We start from the raw sequence: 16,400 nt of genomic DNA, 5'->3' as shown, positions 1-16,400 counted from the left end.
TTATTTTCTCCGTATCTTTACACCATGTATGCACTAGTCGACTGCAATAACTTTTACGCCTCCTGCGAGCGTGTCTTCCAACCGCAGTTTATTGGAAAACCTATAGTGGTCTTGTCCAATAACGACGGTTGTATCATCTCGCGCAGTGAAGAAGCCAAAGCACTCGGTATCCCAATGGGAGCACCCGAATTTCAGGTTCGGGAACAATTGAAGAAACATAATATTATTATTTTTTCTTCGAATTATACCTTATACGGCGACCTTAGCGGATGTGTGATGAATATCCTCCGACAGTTCACTCCTAATGTGGAAGACTACAGCATCGACGAAGCCTTTCTGAATTTCGATGGGGTTTCCATAGAGGATTACCACGACTATGGCTTACAAATCCGAAAACGTCTTCTCAAATGGTTGGGATTACCAATATGTGTGGGCATCGCTCCTACCAAAGCTTTATCGAAAGTAGCGAATCGGATAGCCAAAAAATTTCCTGAAAAAACAGGCGGTGTTCACGTAATTGACACTGACGAAAAACGTATCAAAGCGCTTAAATGGACAAAAATCGGCGACGTCTGGGGGATTGGTTATCGTTTAACCAAGAAGATGAAAGCGATGCAAATCAACACTGCCTATGATTTCATCCAGCCACAATATGAAAATTTCATCAAACGCGAAATGGGCGTGATTGGTCTCCGATTAAAAAGTGAATTGGAAGGTAAACCCGTGCTTGAACTTGAAGAAGCATTGGAAACCAAAAAAAGCATCGCCATTACACGAAGTTTCAAAAACAAACTTTCGAATTTCGACGACCTGAAAGAACGCGTTTCCACTTTTGCCACAGTCTGTGCCGAAAAACTCCGCAAACAGAATTCCTGTTGTTACAGCGTAAACGTATTTCTGGCAAAAGATCCGCACAAAACCAAAGACAACCGTCTGTATTTCAGCCGTACGGAAACGCTTCCCTTTGCGACCAATTCAAACCTAACCATCAGCAATCTGGCCATACAAATGCTGGAAAAAATATACGAGCCAAACGAACTTTATATGAAAGCAGGCGTAATCGTAACGCAACTCATTCCGCAAGACCAAAAACAGCTGCATTTGTTTGAAGAGGAAAATCCCAAACATCAGAAACTGATGGAAGTCATTGATCTCTATCACAAGAAAACGGGTGAACGCAAAATTCGTTTGGGCAATCAGGATTTACAACATACGTGGATTATGAAACAAAATCACCTGTCTCCAAATTTCACGACCAATATAAAAGATATTATTACGGTAAAATGTCAGTAGCGAAACCAAACCTAACTTTTTTCAAACCAGATTTCGATAATTCGGCGGGAATTCCTTTCATTGAAGGTGGGATCAAAGCTGGCTTCCCTTCCCCAGCTGCCGATTTTGACGGTTCAAAAGTCAGTTTGGATGTTCTGTTGATTAAAAACAAAGATGCCACTTTTTATGCCCGGGCCAGCGGAAACTCTATGACTGGCGCCGGAATTGACGATGGGGATATTTTGGTCATCGACCGAAGCCTGGAACCCGCTAACAATAAAATTGCAGTTTGTTGTATTGATGGAGAATTTACGGTAAAACGCATTAAAATCGAAACCGACTGTGTCTATCTGGTTCCCGAAAACGATACGTATGAGCCCATAAAAGTTACGGAAGACAATCAGCTCCTCATTTGGGGTATTGTGACTTTTGTGGTAAAAAGCATTTAATTTTTACAGAAATCATTCAGATAATTGTCCAACTGAACCTGAAACAAAGTACCCGAAACCAAATCTTTAAGTTGCATCGCTTCGCTCTCTGAAACCGCTAATTCCAAACCGGGAAAAGGGGTCTCCAACAGAAATTTGTGACAATGTTCACGAAGTTTGCAATCAGAACATTTGATATTTCTGCACGTAGTTTCAATATTCGCCGAAAATTTCATCAATTCTGAAAGCGAAAGATAAAAACCGGTTTCTTTAAAAACCAATTGGACTTTCTCTCTCAAAATCTTATCGTTTTTAACCCAATAAAAAGCCACACCAAAATCATTGTGATATAATTGTTCTATCTGATCCATCGTATTCGATTTTGAACAAATATACAAATTATTTAAAATGATTCTAAATAAATATTATTGAATATCGCGAAGTCGTAATTGTAACGAAACGGTGCCGTTCCATTCATTTTCTTCTACCGAAAATACAGCGTCAAACAGATTTAAATTATCGGATATTTCTTTTTTGGAGGCCAAACCGAAGCCGATAGCACCAAAACTATCCGAATTATTTTGTTTAACAAATAATTTCAAATGTTCTTCGCCTGAACCTATTTTCTTCCCATAACCAGTATCATTCAAACCTTTGGTTAAAAAGACCGGTGTCATGTTTTGTGGCCCGAACGGTTCGAATTGCTTCAGGATACGCATGAATTTAGGATTAATATCCGATAAACCTATCTCGGAATCGATTGAAATTTCAGGGATTAACAAATCAGGATGAATTGTGTCTGAAACCACCCTTTCAAAAGCCTCTTTGAATTTATCGTAATTCTCCTCTTTTAGTGTCATTCCGGCTGCATACATATGTCCGCCGAATTGTTCCAGGTGCTCTGAGCACGCTTCAAGGGCATTGTACACATCAAAATCTTTTACCGAACGTGCAGAAGCCGCTAATTTATCGCCGCTTTTGGTAAAAACAAGTGTTGGACGGTAATAGGTTTCCGTTAAACGCGAAGCTACAATCCCGATAACGCCTTTATGCCAGTCTTCCTGATACACAACAGTTGTGAAACGATTTTGCTCCTCATTATCGATAATTTGTTGAAGCGCTTCTACTGTGATCTGTTTGTCTAAATCTTTTCGGTCAGTGTTTAACGATTCTATCTGGGACGCAAATTCTTCGGCTTGTTCCAAATCGAATTCCGTCAGTAATTCTACGGCATAATTTCCGTGTTTGATACGTCCTGCGGCATTGATGCGCGGAGCAATGACAAAAACCACATCAGTTATCGTAAGCACGCTTCGTTTTAAATTCTGAATCAGCGCTTTGATTCCCGGACGCGGGTTTGAGTTAATTACATCCAACCCGAATTTAGCCAAAACACGATTTTCCCCAGTAATCGGAACAATATCCGCTGCAATCGCGGTCGCTACTAAATCCAGATAAGGAACCAAATCCTCAACCGTTAAGTTTCTGTTTTGAGCCAGTGCCTGAATCAGCTTGAATCCAACTCCGCAACCGCACAACTCATCATACGGATATGAACAATCAGTTCGCTTCGGATCCAAAACAGCTACAGCGTCAGGCAAAACATCTCCCGGACGGTGGTGATCACAAATTACGAAATCTATATTTTTTGCTTTTGCATAAACAACATGGTCGATCGATTTGATACCGCAGTCCAAAGCAATAATAAGAGAAAATCCGTTATCATCCGCAAAATCGATGCCTTGGTAGGAAACTCCGTAACCTTCTTTGTAGCGGTCCGGAATATAAGTAGCTACATTCGGATAAAAACTGCGCAGGTAAGAGGACATTAAAGAAACCGCCGTGGTACCGTCTACATCATAATCCCCAAAAACCAGTATATTTTCTTCATTGGCAATGGCTTGTTCGATGCGTTCCACCGCCTTGTCCATATCCTTCATAAGGTATGGATCATGTAAATCCGCTAAAGTGGGACGGAAAAAAGATTTTGCTTGTTCAAAAGTTTCGATTCCACGTTGAACAAGCAGGGCAGCAATGATTTCATCTACCTGAAGTGCATTTTGTAAGGCTTGTACTTTTTCCTGATTGGGCTTAGATCTTAATTTCCAACGCATAATGAATTACAGATTTTCAATTGACAATGAATTATTTCGGCGTATATATTTTTTAAAAAAAATTATTACTTCGCAGTCAGGGCCGTTTTTTCGAAAACGATTCCACCCCATCCGAATTTCATAAAATTTCTGATATTCTGATGATCTGCCTCTTCTGGAGTTTCTAAAACTTTTTGATAGTGCTCCCCAAAAAGATACAGCGTTTCCGCTTCGCTCAATTCATGCATTTTTGCAAAAGAATACACTTTGCAGGACCCATTATTTACTCCTTCTTCATTAAACGTCTCCCCGTTTTTAAAGGCGGAAGGAACAAAATCATAATTACCGTCAATGGTTTCGATAACTTCTGAAAAAGGCAAAACGGCATGATTGGAAACCTTTTCCAATAATTCAACTACATTCATAATTTAATTTTTGTGGAATTCTATATTTATCTCAACTTTAGCAAACTGACGGAACATTACCATCACACCGCAATATTTTTCTACGGACAAGTTTACTGCTCTTTCCAGTTTCTTTTCGTCAAGGTTTTTTCCAAAAAAATGATAATTCACGCGAACCGTGTGATAGCTTTTAGGATGTTCTTCCGTTAGGTCCCCTTCAGTATCAATTCGGAAATCTTCCACTTCCAGTTTCATCTTTTCTATAAGAGAAGCTACGTCCAACCCTGTACAGCCCGCCAAAGCCGACAACATCATGGCTTTTGGTCGAAGTCCACATCCATCACCGCCACTATCCGGTCCGGCATCAATGGCAATGGTATCGCCGCTAGGGTTATCTGATTCAAATTTCATTTTTCCTTTCCAGGAAGTTATCACTTTATGAGTATCCATTGTATTTATAAAAGTTGAAATAAAATTACTTGTTTGTTTTACCGCCTATGACCACAACGATCTCTCCTTTTGGCGGTTTGGCTTCAAAATGTTTCAGTACTTCTTCCGCAGTACCGCGCACGGTTTCTTCGTGTAATTTCGACAATTCCCTTGATACGGAAACTGGTCTGTCAGCACCAAAATACTGAACAAACTCGGCCAACGTCTTCACAAGTTTATGGGGAGAAACATAGAGAATCATCGTGCGGGTTTCTTCGGCTAAAGCCAAATAGCGCGTTTGACGTCCTTTTTTATCGGGAAGAAAACCTTCGAAAACAAATTTATCATTCGGCAGGCCGCTGTTCACCAAAGCCGGCACAAAAGCAGTGGCTCCGGGAAGGCATTCCACCTCAACACCGTTTTCCACGCAGGCTCTTGTCAGCAAAAATCCGGGATCAGAAATGGCTGGTGTTCCCGCATCGGAAATCAACGCAATATTTTCTCCCGTCTGCAAACGTTTCACGATGTTTTCCACCGTTTTGTGTTCGTTGTGCATGTGATGGCTCTGCATATGCGTGGCAATCTCGAAATGCTTGAGCAGTTTTCCGCTGTTTCGGGTGTCTTCGGCCAGAATCAGATCGACTTCCTTCAAAACCTTAATAGCCCTGAAAGTCATATCGTCCAGATTCCCAATTGGCGTCGGCACTAAATACAGTTTTCCCATTTAGGCAAATTTTTTCTCTACCAGTTCCATAAAACGCTCACTGTATTCGTCTTTCCCTTTCCAGTCGTTATAATCCGGTTTTACCAAATCGTCTATAAAACTTTTTGCTTCTTCCAGCGTATTGAAGGTATTCAACTGAGACAATACACGATTTAAATCTTCACCGCTTCCGCCAAAAAGATTTTTTTCAAAAGCGATACGGTCGTTTAAAGTAAGCGTAATTGTTTTATTGAATTTATCATTAAGCGATAAAGCTCGGTATTCGGCTTTTTCGGTTTCGATTTCTTTTTTGATGCTCTCTAATGGCCTATGGCTTAAAGGCTCTTCAACAACAACTTTATCCTTAACAGGTACTTCTTCTACCTCAACAACTTTCTCAAAAACAGTTTCGGTTGTTTTTTCAGCTTCTTTCGGAACATCGTTCACTTTGACAAAATCGGCTTCATGATAGGAATTCCCCAACAGCTCCTCAAACGATATTTGCTTTGGTTCTGCTTTTTTCCCTTCTTTTACTTCTTCCGAAGCCGGTTCAAAAAGAAGTGTTTCAGGTTCTTCTGCTACTACAGGCTCCTCTTCTACTTCATCTTCATCAATCGCTATTTCCCCTACTACTATTTTTTCTTCTTCTTTTTCTGGTTCAGCCGAGGCATCTGCTATTTCTTCTTTTTGCTCTTCTATTGGAGCTTCAACTTTCTCATCCTCTGCTGGAACTTCGACCGGAGCTTCAACCAAAGGAGTGCTAATTACTGTTTCGGCAACAACAGATTTTACTTCGGGTGCAACTTCGCTTTTTTTCTCATTAGCCAACTCCATTTTTTCCTCCAAAACTGACTGAGACAGTTCAGGTTTCAATGCTTCAATGTTTTCTTCATAAAAACGAAGAATGGACAAATTCTCATATAATTTCTGGGCTTCCTGGTGCAGCTGAACCACATCATCCCTATTTTTCATCTTTAAAATTCGGTGAGCGATACTGATTAATTCGGCTTCTAATTTTTTCTTCATAACTTTTTGAATTTATATGGAGTAAAGCAATGGTTTTACTATTTTCTCTAACGCTTTTATTTTACCACGGAAAGAAAGAACCTTTGATAATTTTTTCTACATTTGAAACAATATAAAAATAGAAAAATTCCGTTAGCTTGTTTGAGTTACAAATCTAAACAGAAATTTCTCTGCTACGTCTGAAAATTACAAAATGTTTCTCGAAAATACAGTAAATCACAAAGAACAATTCGGATGGATCGAAGTCATCTGCGGTTCGATGTTTTCCGGAAAAACGGAAGAACTAATCCGTCGTTTGAAAAGAGCGCAATTTGCCAAGCAAAGAGTTGAAATTTTCAAGCCGACGATAGACACACGCTATCATGATGAAATGGTGGTTTCGCATGATGCAACGGAAATCCGTTCCACGCCTGTTCCGGCCGCTACCAACATCCGCCTTCTTGCCGACGGTTGCGATGTGATTGGTATTGATGAAGCACAATTTTTCGATGATGAAATTGTTACTGTTTGTAACGATTTGGCCAATTCCGGAGTTCGGGTTATCGTAGCAGGTTTAGACATGGATTTTAAAGGCAATCCGTTTGGCCCTATGCCTGCCCTTATGGCCACTGCCGAATACGTGACCAAAGTACACGCTGTATGTACCCGTACAGGAAACCTGGCTCACTTCAGTTTCAGAAAAGCGCACAACAACAACCTGTTATTGTTAGGCGAAACCGATGAATACGAGCCACTGAGCCGCGCTGCTTATTTCAATGCAATGAAAGAAGCACAGGAAAATGAAACAATCTATGCCAATACAACAAAAACGCAAGAATAAATTTTGAGTTTATCACTTCACAATATCATCCCGGTCATTCACGCCAAATGGTTAGGGGTTGACGAAACCTGCCTGATTGACAATGTTTCCATAGACAGCCGTTCGTTGCAAAACAACAACGGCACTTTGTTTTTTGCCCTGAAAGGTCACAATCACGATGGGCATCAGTACATTCCCGATCTGATTGATTCCGGCGTACGACATTTTGTGGTAAGTCACATCCCTGAAAAAATGGCGCACAAAGCCAATTTTCTACTCGTGGACAATACGCTCGATGCTTTACAACATTTTGCTGCGTTTTACCGCAAACAATTTGACTTTCCCATCATAGGAATTACGGGTAGCAACGGAAAAACCATTGTAAAAGAATGGCTCAACTTCCTACTAAGCCCGGAATACAATGTTATCCGAAGTCCGAAAAGCTACAACTCGCAAGTGGGGGTACCGCTTTCAGTAATAGGAATCAATGAAAGACATAACTTCGGGATTTTTGAAGCCGGCATTTCATTGGTTGGCGAAATGGAAAAACTGGAAAAAATCATTCAGCCTACATTGGGAATTCTGACCAATATCGGCTCAGCACATAACGAAGGATTTGCTTCGGAAGAAGAGAAAATCACCGAAAAACTCAAACTCTTTAAAAATACAGAAGTCGTTATCCTTCAGAAAAATCAAAAAAACGAAGCACTTCTTCCTCCTTCCGTTAAAACATTTACCTGGAGTTATTCAGACACTTCTGCCGATGTTTTGATTACAGAAAAAGGAAATTCCTCTTTGGAAATCCTTTGGAAAGGAGAACAATTCCTTGTTGAAATTCCGTTTCACGACAAGGCATCCGAAGAAAATGCAATTACCTGCCTTATGGTATTGCTGCACTTCGGCTATAACCAAAAAACGATACAGGAACGCATAGCCAATCTGTATCCGGTGGAAATGCGGCTGCAGGTAAAAAACGGCATCAACAATTGTACGGTTATCGACGACAGTTACAGTTCCGATTACCAGTCACTGAAAATCGCATTGGACTTCCTGGAACAACACAAAACACACAAAAAGAAAACGGTCATCCTTTCGGATATTTTTCAAAGCGGGTTTCCCGTGGAAGAATTGTATGCAAAAGTATCAAGTCTCTTACTATACAATAAAATTGACACTGTCATCGGTATTGGAGAAGGTATCGGAGCTCATTTAAAAGACTATCCTAATTTCATTTCGTTTGCCACAACCCAGGATTTCCTGTTACAGTTTAACAGTTCTCATTTTTCAAACGAAACGATACTGATTAAAGGAGCGCGTAGTTTTCAATTTGAAGAAATCGTCGTGGTCTTGGAAGAGAAAACACATGAAACGGTTTTGGAAATCAACCTAAATGCTATCAGTCACAATCTAAACTTCTACAAATCAAAACTGAAACCCACCACTAAAATGATGGTTATGGTCAAGGCGTTTGGCTATGGCAGCGGCAGTTTTGAAATTGCAAAATTACTGGCACATCATAAGGTTGATTATTTAGGGGTGGCTTTCGCCGATGAAGGAATTGCCCTCCGCAACGCGGGAATTACCATGCCAATCATCGTAATGAATCCGGAAAACAGTGCTTTTGCCGCCATGGTTGCTTATAATCTGGAACCGGAAATTTATTCGGTTTCGGTATTAAAGAAGTTCACTGTTTTGGCACAACAAAAAAACCTTTCCAATTACCCAATTCACTTAAAACTCGACACAGGCATGCATCGTCTTGGTTTTGAGGAAAAAGATTTGGATGAACTTATTGGTTTGTTAAGAAACAACAATCTGATTTCTGTAAAAAGTATTTTCTCGCATTTTTCAGCAAGTGATGATTTACAGTATAAAGATTTTACTTTGTTTCAAATACGCACATTTGATTCAATGTCACAAAAAATAATGTCGGAATTAAGCATAAGCCCAATTCGTCATATTTTGAACACTTCCGGAATTTATAATTTTTCGGAATATCAATTTGAAATGGTGCGCTTGGGCATTGGATTGTATGGGGTTGGCAACGATCCGGAGGAAATGACCCATCTGGAACACATCAGTACTCTCAAAACAATTATTCTGCAGATAAAAAACATTCCCGTTGGCGACAGTGTGGGTTACAGCCGAAAATTCATTGCCGATAAACCCACCCGAACCGCCGTGATTCCAATAGGTTATGCGGACGGAATCCCGAGAAGCTGGGGCAACGAAAAAGGCTATGTTGTAGTCAACCAGAAAAAAGCACGAATTGTCGGCAACATTTGCATGGACATGTTAATGATTGACGTTACCGACATCGACTGCAGGGAAGGCGACACGGTAACTGTCTTCGGAAAATCACCGCGTGTTACCGAACTGGCCGAAGTGGTAGGCACGATTCCTTATGAAATCCTAACCAGTATTTCACACCGGGTGAAACGTGTTTTTTATAAAGAATAAAGTACTTTTTTATATCGGGGGTTAAAATGTAACTTAATTTTTACTAATTTAGTCTGACACGCATTTTAACTAACATCATATTCTATGGGATTTATTTCGGAATTTAAGGAGTTCGCCATGCGAGGCAATCTGGTTGACATGGCAATCGCATTTGTCATGGGAGGCGCTTTTGGTAAAGTAGTTACGGCTTTCGTTGAAAAAATGTTTGCTCCAATTGTCGGAACCATTATGGGTGGCATCGACCTTAACGATAAAAAAATTATACTGAAAGAAGGTATTGCCGAAGTTAAAGATGCGGCCGGCACTGTAGTAACTGCTGCGGTACCAGAATTAGCCATTCAATGGGGTGCTTTTATTACTGCCCTGATTGATTTTATCATCGTTGCTTTTGCAATGTTCTTAGTCATTAAAGCCATGAACAAATTGAAAAAACCGGAACCGGCTCCGGCTCCGACAGGCCCAACTCAAGAGGAATTATTAGGAGAAATCCGTGATTTGCTTAAAAAATAACCCGCTACACAACATATTCTAACATTAACCGCCTAAACAGGCGGTCTTTTTTGTTAACAAAATAATTCTTGTGATATTTTTTTCTTATCACTTTTTAACATCTTTATTATTTAATTTTGCCATTCGTAATAACACACTAAAAATCAATACGTAAAATGAGAGTAGCCGTTGTAGGTGCCACCGGAATGGTTGGCGAAGTAATGCTTCAGGTTTTGGCGGAAAGAAATTTCCCGATTACAGAATTAATTCCAGTAGCTTCAGAAAGATCTGTAGGTAAGGAAATTGAATTCAAAGGCTCTAAATATAAGGTGGTTGGAATGCAAACTGCAGTAGACATGAAGGCGGATATAGCTGTATTTTCTGCTGGTGGTGACACTTCTAAAGAGTGGGCTCCGAAATTTGCTGCAGCCGGCACGACGGTTATCGACAACTCTTCTGCCTGGAGAATGGATCCGACTAAGAAATTAGTTGTTCCTGAAATCAACGCCAACATTTTAACTAAAGACGACAAAATTATTGCCAATCCAAACTGTTCAACTATTCAGATGGTTATGGCTTTGGCTCCGTTACATAAAAAATACGACATCAAACGAATTGTGGTTTCTACTTACCAGTCCATCACAGGAACGGGTGTAAAAGCAGTTCAGCAATTGGAAAATGAATATGCAGGAATCAAAGGGGATATGGCGTATCCTTACCCAATCCACCGTAACGCAATTCCTCAGTGTGATGTTTTCGAAGATAACGGATACACTAAAGAGGAAATGAAATTGGTTCGCGAAACGCAAAAAATCCTTGAAGACAATACTATCGCTGTTACAGCAACTGCTATCAGAATCCCGGTTGTGGGCGGACATAGCGAGGCAGTGAACGTTCAGTTTGAAAACGATTTCGACACTAATGAAGTTCGTTCTATCTTACACAACACATCAGGTGTTACCGTTCAGGACAACTTAGACACTAAAACATACCCGATGCCAATCTACGCTCAAGGTAAAGACGATGTTTTTGTTGGAAGAATTCGTCGTGATGAAAGCCAGCCAAACACATTAAACATGTGGATTGTCGCTGACAACTTAAGAAAAGGGGCTGCTACTAACGCGGTTCAGATTGCTGAATATCTTGTAGAAAACGAATTGGTATAATTCCGGTTTAAATCATATTGAAATCCGTTTAGCGTAAAAGTTAAACGGATTTTTATTTTGTGTTTCTTATCTTTGTTTTAAATGAATAAGAAACTGCAACATTTCAGCCTTTCTTTACTGATTGCATTATTGTTCGCAATACTGTTTCAATCAGCGCATTCTTATGAGCATTTGGTAAAGCAGTTCACAGAAGAACACTGCGACCATAAATACAACCACTCCAAAACCGAATTCTCGCACAGCCATCATGAATTTGACGACTGTTTTGCCTGTGAGTTTTCCTTCAGCAATTACGTTCCGGTCGAGTTCTTCTCTTTCGACTTTATAAAAACCCTTGAAACAGAAAATCTCACTTTTGCAATTGCGGAAAAACCAATTGTTTTTTCAGGTGGATTTATTCCGCTTCGGGGACCTCCTTGTTTTATTGGATAATTAGTTTTTGTCGAAAATCTCGGCACAATTTCTTATACAATAACTCAATCAAAAACATATGAAATCCTTTATAACGACCCTTCTTCTGGGGTTTTCAGTCATTGCTGTCGGACAAAACACGCTGTCCGGAAGCATTGCAGACCATAACAGCAAAGCCATTGAAAGTGTTACGGTTTCCATTCCGGAGCTGCACAAAGAAACTGTTTCCGACAGCATCGGGAGATACATTTTTAACGATTTACCCAAGGGAAATTTCAACATTTCTTTTTCGTCTATCGGCTATGCCAATAAAAACGTCGTGGTGACAATCAATGAGAAAGAAACTCATTTAAACGTTATGCTGGAGGAAACATCAACCCACATGGACGAGATGATTGTTTCCACAGTATTTAACAAAGTACAGTCGCAAAACGTGATGAAAGTCGAACATCAGTCGGTTAAACAATTACAACAAAAAGGCGCGGCCACTTTAGTCGAAGGTTTGGCCACCATTCCCGGAGTTGCTCAGATATCCACGGGAACTTCCATCGGAAAACCAGTCATCAGGGGTTTAAGCGGTAATCGCGTTTTAGTTTATTCACAGGGAATCCGAATGGAAAACCAACAATTTGGCGACGAACACGGCTTAGGAATGAGCGATGCTGGGGTGGAAAGTGTCGAAGTCATTAAAGGCCCCGCCTCCCTCCTTTACGGTTCCGATGCCTTGGGCGGAGTACTGTATTTCAATTCCGAAAAATTCGCCAAAGCCAATTCGTCTTCTGGAAATTTCAATCAGAAGTTTTTTTCCAATACCCAGGGAAGCAATACTACTTTGGGACTAAAGACTTCTTCGGACAACTGGAAATTCCTCACTAGGGCAAGTTATTCCACGCATGCCGATTACGAAATTCCGTCGGGCGAAAAAGTAACCAACACCCGTTTTATCGAAAAGGACTATAAAATCGGACTAGGGTATTCCAACATCCATTACAATTCGGAATTCCGATACAACTATAATAATCTAAATATCGGTTTACCCGAAGAAGACATCATACCGGAACATTTCCGTACGCCCTTGTATCCAAAACAGGATATCGACAATCACATGTTGAGTCTGCACCAGAAATTTTTCCTAAAAAAAACGAAACTGGAAGCTGATTTAGGTTACACCTACAACAACCGAAAAGAGCTCGAAGCCGCCGATGAGACCGCGTTGCACATGAAACTGAAAACTGCGAGTTACAATGTAAAATTATATCTTCCGAAATCCGACCGTCTGGAAACCATTATCGGGGTTCAGGGAATGCATCAAACAAATAAAAATAATGGTGAAGAAATACTGATTCCCGACGCAACGACCAACGATATCGGTATATTAATGACTTCCAATTACGAATGGAGATCAAACACTTTACAGGCCGGGATTCGTTATGACAACCGAAAGATTGACTCGGAAAACCACGGAACATTTGGTGAAGAAGGTTATTTTGAAGCCGTAAACAAAAACTTCGAAAGTTTTAATGCCTCTCTGGGCTACAAAACAAAAGTGTTTAAGAATCTGACCCTCCGAGCCAATATGGCTACCGGATTCCGCGCTCCCAACTTAGCGGAACTGACTTCCAACGGTGTACACGAAGGCAGCAACCGCTATGAGATTGGAAACCCCAACTTAAAAAACGAACAGAACCTTCAAACTGATTTGAACCTGGAATATGGCAATGCCCACTTTGAGTTTTTTGCCAATGGTTTTTACAACCACATCAATGATTACATTTTTCTATCTCCGACCGGAACTCAAATTGATGGTAACGATGTCTATGATTATGTTCAGGATGATGCGGCACTTTATGGCGGGGAAATAGGAATTCACTATCACCCGCACCCACTGGACTGGCTGCATTTGGTAAGCAGTTTTGAAAGCGTGACCGGCAAACAAGACAATGGCGACTATTTGCCGCTTATCCCGGCGAACAAATTCTCAAATACCATCAGAACCGAGTTTGACATCCAAAAATGGTTTAAAAGCGCTTATGCTTTGCTTAACATCGATTATTTTCTTAAACAAAACAACATCAGTACGTTTGAAACAGAAACAGGCGATTATGTGTTGTTAAACCTTGGATTTGGCGGAAACATCAACATCGGAAAAAACAAATTTGACCTTTCCCTGAATGCAAACAACTTATTAGACAAAACGTATATTTCGCATTTGTCGCGTCTAAAAACCGACGGTATTCCGAACATCGGAAGAAATATTATTTTAGGAATTAATTTCAACTTTTAATCAATATTTAACCCTTAAGGTTTTCAAAAAGTCAAAATCTCCAAACAAAGTTTGATTATATTTGTGAAAATCAAAAAAACAACACATGAAGAACATAGTAACCGCAACTGCCGTAATCTGTAGTTTAACCATGAATGCACAAGCTCCTAAAACCACCGGAGAAATCAAATATCCCGAAACAAAAAAAATTGAACATACCGATACGTATTTCGGCACCAAAGTAAACGATCCATACCGTTGGCTTGAAGACGACCGGTCGGTAGAAACCGGCGCCTGGGTAAAAGCGCAAAACAGCCTTACATATGATTATTTAAAACGAATTCCATATCGCGATGCCATAAAGGCCCGCATGGAAAAATTGTGGAATTACGAAAAAATTTCCGCTCCTTTCAAAGAAGGAAAGTTTACGTATTACTATAAAAACAACGGCTTACAAAACCAGTCGGTTTTATACCGAAAAGACGCTAAGGGGAAAGAAGAAATCTTTTTAGACCCAAACACGTTTTCTAAAGACGGAACGACCTCATTAGGAGGACTGGATTTCTCCAAAGATGGCTCCAAAGTGGCTTACGCGATTTCTGAAGGCGGAAGCGACTGGCGCAAAGTAATCATCATGGATGCCATTTCCCGAAAAGTTTTGGAAGATACCATTGTTGATGTAAAATTCAGCGGTGTATCGTGGAAAGGCAACGAAGGCTTCTATTACTCAAGTTATGACAAACCGAACGGAAGCGAACTTTCCGCAAAAACCGATCAGCATAAATTGTATTACCATAAATTGGGAACGGCTCAAAAAGACGATAAAGTAATTTTCGGCTTGGACCAAAAAAGAAGATATGTAGGCGGAAGCGTAACGGAAGACGACCGATATTTGGTGATTACAGCAGCGAATTCAACCTACGGAAACGAATTGTACATTAAAGACCTGACTAAAGAAAACAGTCCGATCATAACCATTTTAGACAACTTCAATACATCGAGTTACATTATTGAAAACGAAGGAAGCAAATTGTTCATCATGACCGATTACAAGGCTCCGAACAAAAAAATTGTTACAGCGGACTTTTCAAATCCGAAACCGGAAAACTGGAAAGATTTCATTGCAGAAACGGAAAACGTATTGTCTCCATCAACAGGAAGCGGGTATTTCTTTGCCAATTATATGAAAGATGCTGTTTCTGTAGTAAAACAATATGACTACAATGGAAAACTAGTTCGTGAAATCACTTTACCGGGTCTTGGAACTGCAACTGGTTTCGGAGGAAAAAAAGAAGAGAAAGTCCTGTATTATTCATTCACCAATTATATCACGCCTGGAACCACCTATGCATTTGAACCAAAAGCAGGTAATTCTTCTGTATATGAAAAACCGAAAGTGGATTTCAAAGGAGAGAATTATGTTTCCAAACAGATTTTTTACACTTCCAAAGATGGAACCAAAATCCCGATGATTATTACCTACAAAAAAGACTTGAAACTGGACGGTAAAAACCCGACCATGTTGTATGGTTACGGAGGATTTAACGTAAGTTTGACTCCGTCTTTCAGCATTGCTAATGTTGTTTGGATGGAAAACGGCGGAGTTTTAGCGGTTCCAAACTTACGAGGCGGTGGTGAATATGGTAAAAAATGGCACGATGCCGGTACGAAAATGCAGAAACAAAATGTATTTGACGATTTTATTGCAGCGGCAGAGTACCTAATTAAAGAGAAATACACTTCTTCTGACTATTTAGCAATAAAAGGAGGTTCTAATGGCGGATTGCTTGTTGGCGCAACGATGACGCAACGCCCTGACTTGATGAAAGTAGCTTTACCGATTGTAGGCGTTTTGGACATGCTTCGTTACCACACTTTTACCGCAGGTGCAGGTTGGGCTTACGATTACGGAACTTCGGAAGAATCAAAAGAGATGTTCGAGTACATTAAAGCGTATTCTCCAGTTCACAATGTTAAGAAAGGAACTGAATATCCAGCGACTATGGTTATGACCGGTGATCATGATGACCGTGTGGTTCCGGCGCACAGTTTTAAATTTGCAGCCGAATTACAGGACAAACAGACCGGAAACAATCCTACGTTAATCCGTATCGACATTAATGCTGGCCACGGTGCCGGAAAATCGGTAGCGGCTACGATTCAGGAAAATGTGGACATGCAGGTATTTACACTTTTCAATATGGGAATTATGACATTGCCAAACGGCAAAATGTAATATCAAAACAGATTCAAATAAAAAAGCGTTCAATTCCTGAACGCTTTTTTTTATTGTCTTTTTTTACAATTACTGATTCCAATAGCCTCGATTATTATTCTAATACTGTCAGAAATTATGACGGACTGACTATTGATTTGAAAGTCGTTTTTTGTTAGATTTGTTTTGAACTTGATTGCAAGCACGGATTCAAATCAGTTTATTTAAGCAGATTTTTTTAC

The 16,400-nt window shown here is 40.2% G+C and carries 15 protein-coding genes; 9 read left to right on the top strand and 6 right to left on the bottom strand.

Annotated elements, in window-relative coordinates:
• The first annotated feature begins 24 nt into the window (after positions 1 to 24).
• Both FEDK69T_RS04100 and FEDK69T_RS04095 read left to right on the top strand, forming a co-directional pair.
• A complete protein-coding gene (locus tag FEDK69T_RS04100) occupies positions 25 to 1,293 on the top strand; it encodes a Y-family DNA polymerase (protein WP_035630748.1) in 1,269 nt (422 codons plus the stop codon).
• On the top strand, positions 1,284 to 1,721 hold the full coding sequence (locus tag FEDK69T_RS04095; protein ID WP_035630747.1) for a LexA family protein: 438 nt from the start codon (positions 1,284 to 1,286) through the stop codon (positions 1,719 to 1,721). The genes FEDK69T_RS04100 and FEDK69T_RS04095 overlap by 10 nt, the downstream gene beginning before the upstream one ends.
• On the opposite strand, the gene FEDK69T_RS04090 is transcribed toward FEDK69T_RS04095, so the two are convergent.
• From FEDK69T_RS04090 to FEDK69T_RS04065, 6 genes are all read right to left on the bottom strand, one after another.
• Positions 1,718 to 2,071 (bottom strand): hypothetical protein, encoded by a 354-nt coding sequence (locus FEDK69T_RS04090; protein WP_023572882.1) that lies wholly within the window; start codon positions 2,069 to 2,071, stop codon positions 1,718 to 1,720. The genes FEDK69T_RS04095 and FEDK69T_RS04090 overlap by 4 nt on opposite strands.
• A 54-nt stretch (positions 2,072 to 2,125) precedes the next feature.
• Positions 2,126 to 3,814: a single-stranded-DNA-specific exonuclease RecJ gene (gene recJ / locus FEDK69T_RS04085; RefSeq protein ID WP_023572881.1), complete on the bottom strand. Its 1,689-nt coding sequence runs from the start codon at positions 3,812 to 3,814 to the stop codon at positions 2,126 to 2,128.
• Between the two features lie 65 nt (positions 3,815 to 3,879).
• A complete protein-coding gene (locus tag FEDK69T_RS04080) occupies positions 3,880 to 4,218 on the bottom strand; it encodes a HopJ type III effector protein (protein WP_023572880.1) in 339 nt (112 codons plus the stop codon).
• Positions 4,219 to 4,221: 3 nt separating this feature from the next.
• A complete protein-coding gene (locus tag FEDK69T_RS04075; RefSeq protein WP_023572879.1) occupies positions 4,222 to 4,647 on the bottom strand; it encodes an OsmC family protein in 426 nt (141 codons plus the stop codon).
• A 25-nt stretch (positions 4,648 to 4,672) separates the two neighbouring features.
• Complete coding sequence (gene rsmI / locus FEDK69T_RS04070) at positions 4,673 to 5,350, bottom strand: 16S rRNA (cytidine(1402)-2'-O)-methyltransferase (protein ID WP_023572878.1); 678 nt, start codon at positions 5,348 to 5,350, stop codon at positions 4,673 to 4,675.
• A complete protein-coding gene (locus FEDK69T_RS04065; protein WP_023572877.1) occupies positions 5,351 to 6,355 on the bottom strand; it encodes a hypothetical protein in 1,005 nt (334 codons plus the stop codon). It lies immediately after the preceding gene.
• Positions 6,356 to 6,548: 193 nt separating this feature from the next.
• Here FEDK69T_RS04065 and FEDK69T_RS04060 point away from each other — a divergent pair, with 193 nt between their 5' ends.
• The 7 genes from FEDK69T_RS04060 to FEDK69T_RS04030 all read left to right on the top strand — a co-directional run bounded on the left by FEDK69T_RS04060 (position 6,549) and on the right by FEDK69T_RS04030 (position 16,179).
• Positions 6,549 to 7,175 (top strand): thymidine kinase, encoded by a 627-nt coding sequence (locus FEDK69T_RS04060; RefSeq protein WP_023572876.1) that lies wholly within the window; start codon positions 6,549 to 6,551, stop codon positions 7,173 to 7,175.
• A gap of 3 nt (positions 7,176 to 7,178) precedes the next feature.
• Positions 7,179 to 9,614, top strand: coding sequence for a bifunctional UDP-N-acetylmuramoyl-tripeptide:D-alanyl-D-alanine ligase/alanine racemase (locus tag FEDK69T_RS04055; RefSeq protein ID WP_023572875.1), 2,436 nt, complete (start codon positions 7,179 to 7,181; stop codon positions 9,612 to 9,614).
• Between the two features lie 84 nt (positions 9,615 to 9,698).
• The gene (mscL, locus tag FEDK69T_RS04050) at positions 9,699 to 10,124 is read left to right on the top strand and encodes a large conductance mechanosensitive channel protein MscL (RefSeq protein ID WP_023572874.1); all 426 of its coding nucleotides are present in this window, start codon (positions 9,699 to 9,701) and stop codon (positions 10,122 to 10,124) included.
• Between the two features lie 155 nt (positions 10,125 to 10,279).
• Entirely contained in the window at positions 10,280 to 11,269 is a 990-nt protein-coding gene (locus FEDK69T_RS04045) for an aspartate-semialdehyde dehydrogenase (RefSeq protein WP_023572873.1), read from the top strand.
• Between the two features lie 81 nt (positions 11,270 to 11,350).
• Positions 11,351 to 11,701, top strand: a complete 351-nt coding sequence (locus FEDK69T_RS04040) for a hypothetical protein (protein WP_023572872.1) — start codon at positions 11,351 to 11,353, stop codon at positions 11,699 to 11,701.
• 58 nt (positions 11,702 to 11,759) lie between these two features.
• On the top strand, positions 11,760 to 13,964 hold the full coding sequence (locus tag FEDK69T_RS04035; protein ID WP_023572871.1) for a TonB-dependent receptor: 2,205 nt from the start codon (positions 11,760 to 11,762) through the stop codon (positions 13,962 to 13,964).
• Between the two features lie 130 nt (positions 13,965 to 14,094).
• Positions 14,095 to 16,179 (top strand): prolyl oligopeptidase family serine peptidase, encoded by a 2,085-nt coding sequence (locus tag FEDK69T_RS04030; RefSeq protein ID WP_051385070.1) that lies wholly within the window; start codon positions 14,095 to 14,097, stop codon positions 16,177 to 16,179.
• Positions 16,180 to 16,400 lie beyond the last annotated feature (221 nt).

It is taken from the genome of Flavobacterium enshiense DK69 (assembly GCF_000498495.1).
In the GTDB taxonomy this organism is placed as follows: Bacteria; Bacteroidota; Bacteroidia; order Flavobacteriales; family Flavobacteriaceae; genus Flavobacterium; species Flavobacterium enshiense.
The sequence above is the reverse complement of the archived record's forward strand: the minus strand, read 5'-3'. Positions and strand labels throughout refer to the sequence as shown.

Excerpts from the sequence above, each read along its gene's own strand:
- FEDK69T_RS04100 (WP_035630748.1), top strand. The coding sequence starts at position 25 with ATGTATGCACTAGTCGACTGCAATAACTTTTACGCCTCCTGCGAGCGT.
- FEDK69T_RS04095 (WP_035630747.1), top strand. The coding sequence starts at position 1,284 with ATGTCAGTAGCGAAACCAAACCTAACTTTTTTCAAACCAGATTTCGAT.
- FEDK69T_RS04090 (WP_023572882.1), bottom strand. The coding sequence starts at position 2,071 with ATGGATCAGATAGAACAATTATATCACAATGATTTTGGTGTGGCTTTT.
- recJ (WP_023572881.1), bottom strand. The coding sequence starts at position 3,814 with ATGCGTTGGAAATTAAGATCTAAGCCCAATCAGGAAAAAGTACAAGCC.
- FEDK69T_RS04080 (WP_023572880.1), bottom strand. The coding sequence starts at position 4,218 with ATGAATGTAGTTGAATTATTGGAAAAGGTTTCCAATCATGCCGTTTTG.
- FEDK69T_RS04075 (WP_023572879.1), bottom strand. The coding sequence starts at position 4,647 with ATGGATACTCATAAAGTGATAACTTCCTGGAAAGGAAAAATGAAATTT.
- rsmI (WP_023572878.1), bottom strand. The coding sequence starts at position 5,350 with ATGGGAAAACTGTATTTAGTGCCGACGCCAATTGGGAATCTGGACGAT.
- FEDK69T_RS04065 (WP_023572877.1), bottom strand. The coding sequence starts at position 6,355 with ATGAAGAAAAAATTAGAAGCCGAATTAATCAGTATCGCTCACCGAATT.
- FEDK69T_RS04060 (WP_023572876.1), top strand. The coding sequence starts at position 6,549 with ATGTTTCTCGAAAATACAGTAAATCACAAAGAACAATTCGGATGGATC.
- mscL (WP_023572874.1), top strand. The coding sequence starts at position 9,699 with ATGGGATTTATTTCGGAATTTAAGGAGTTCGCCATGCGAGGCAATCTG.
- FEDK69T_RS04045 (WP_023572873.1), top strand. The coding sequence starts at position 10,280 with ATGAGAGTAGCCGTTGTAGGTGCCACCGGAATGGTTGGCGAAGTAATG.
- FEDK69T_RS04040 (WP_023572872.1), top strand. The coding sequence starts at position 11,351 with ATGAATAAGAAACTGCAACATTTCAGCCTTTCTTTACTGATTGCATTA.
- FEDK69T_RS04035 (WP_023572871.1), top strand. The coding sequence starts at position 11,760 with ATGAAATCCTTTATAACGACCCTTCTTCTGGGGTTTTCAGTCATTGCT.
- FEDK69T_RS04030 (WP_051385070.1), top strand. The coding sequence starts at position 14,095 with ATGAATGCACAAGCTCCTAAAACCACCGGAGAAATCAAATATCCCGAA.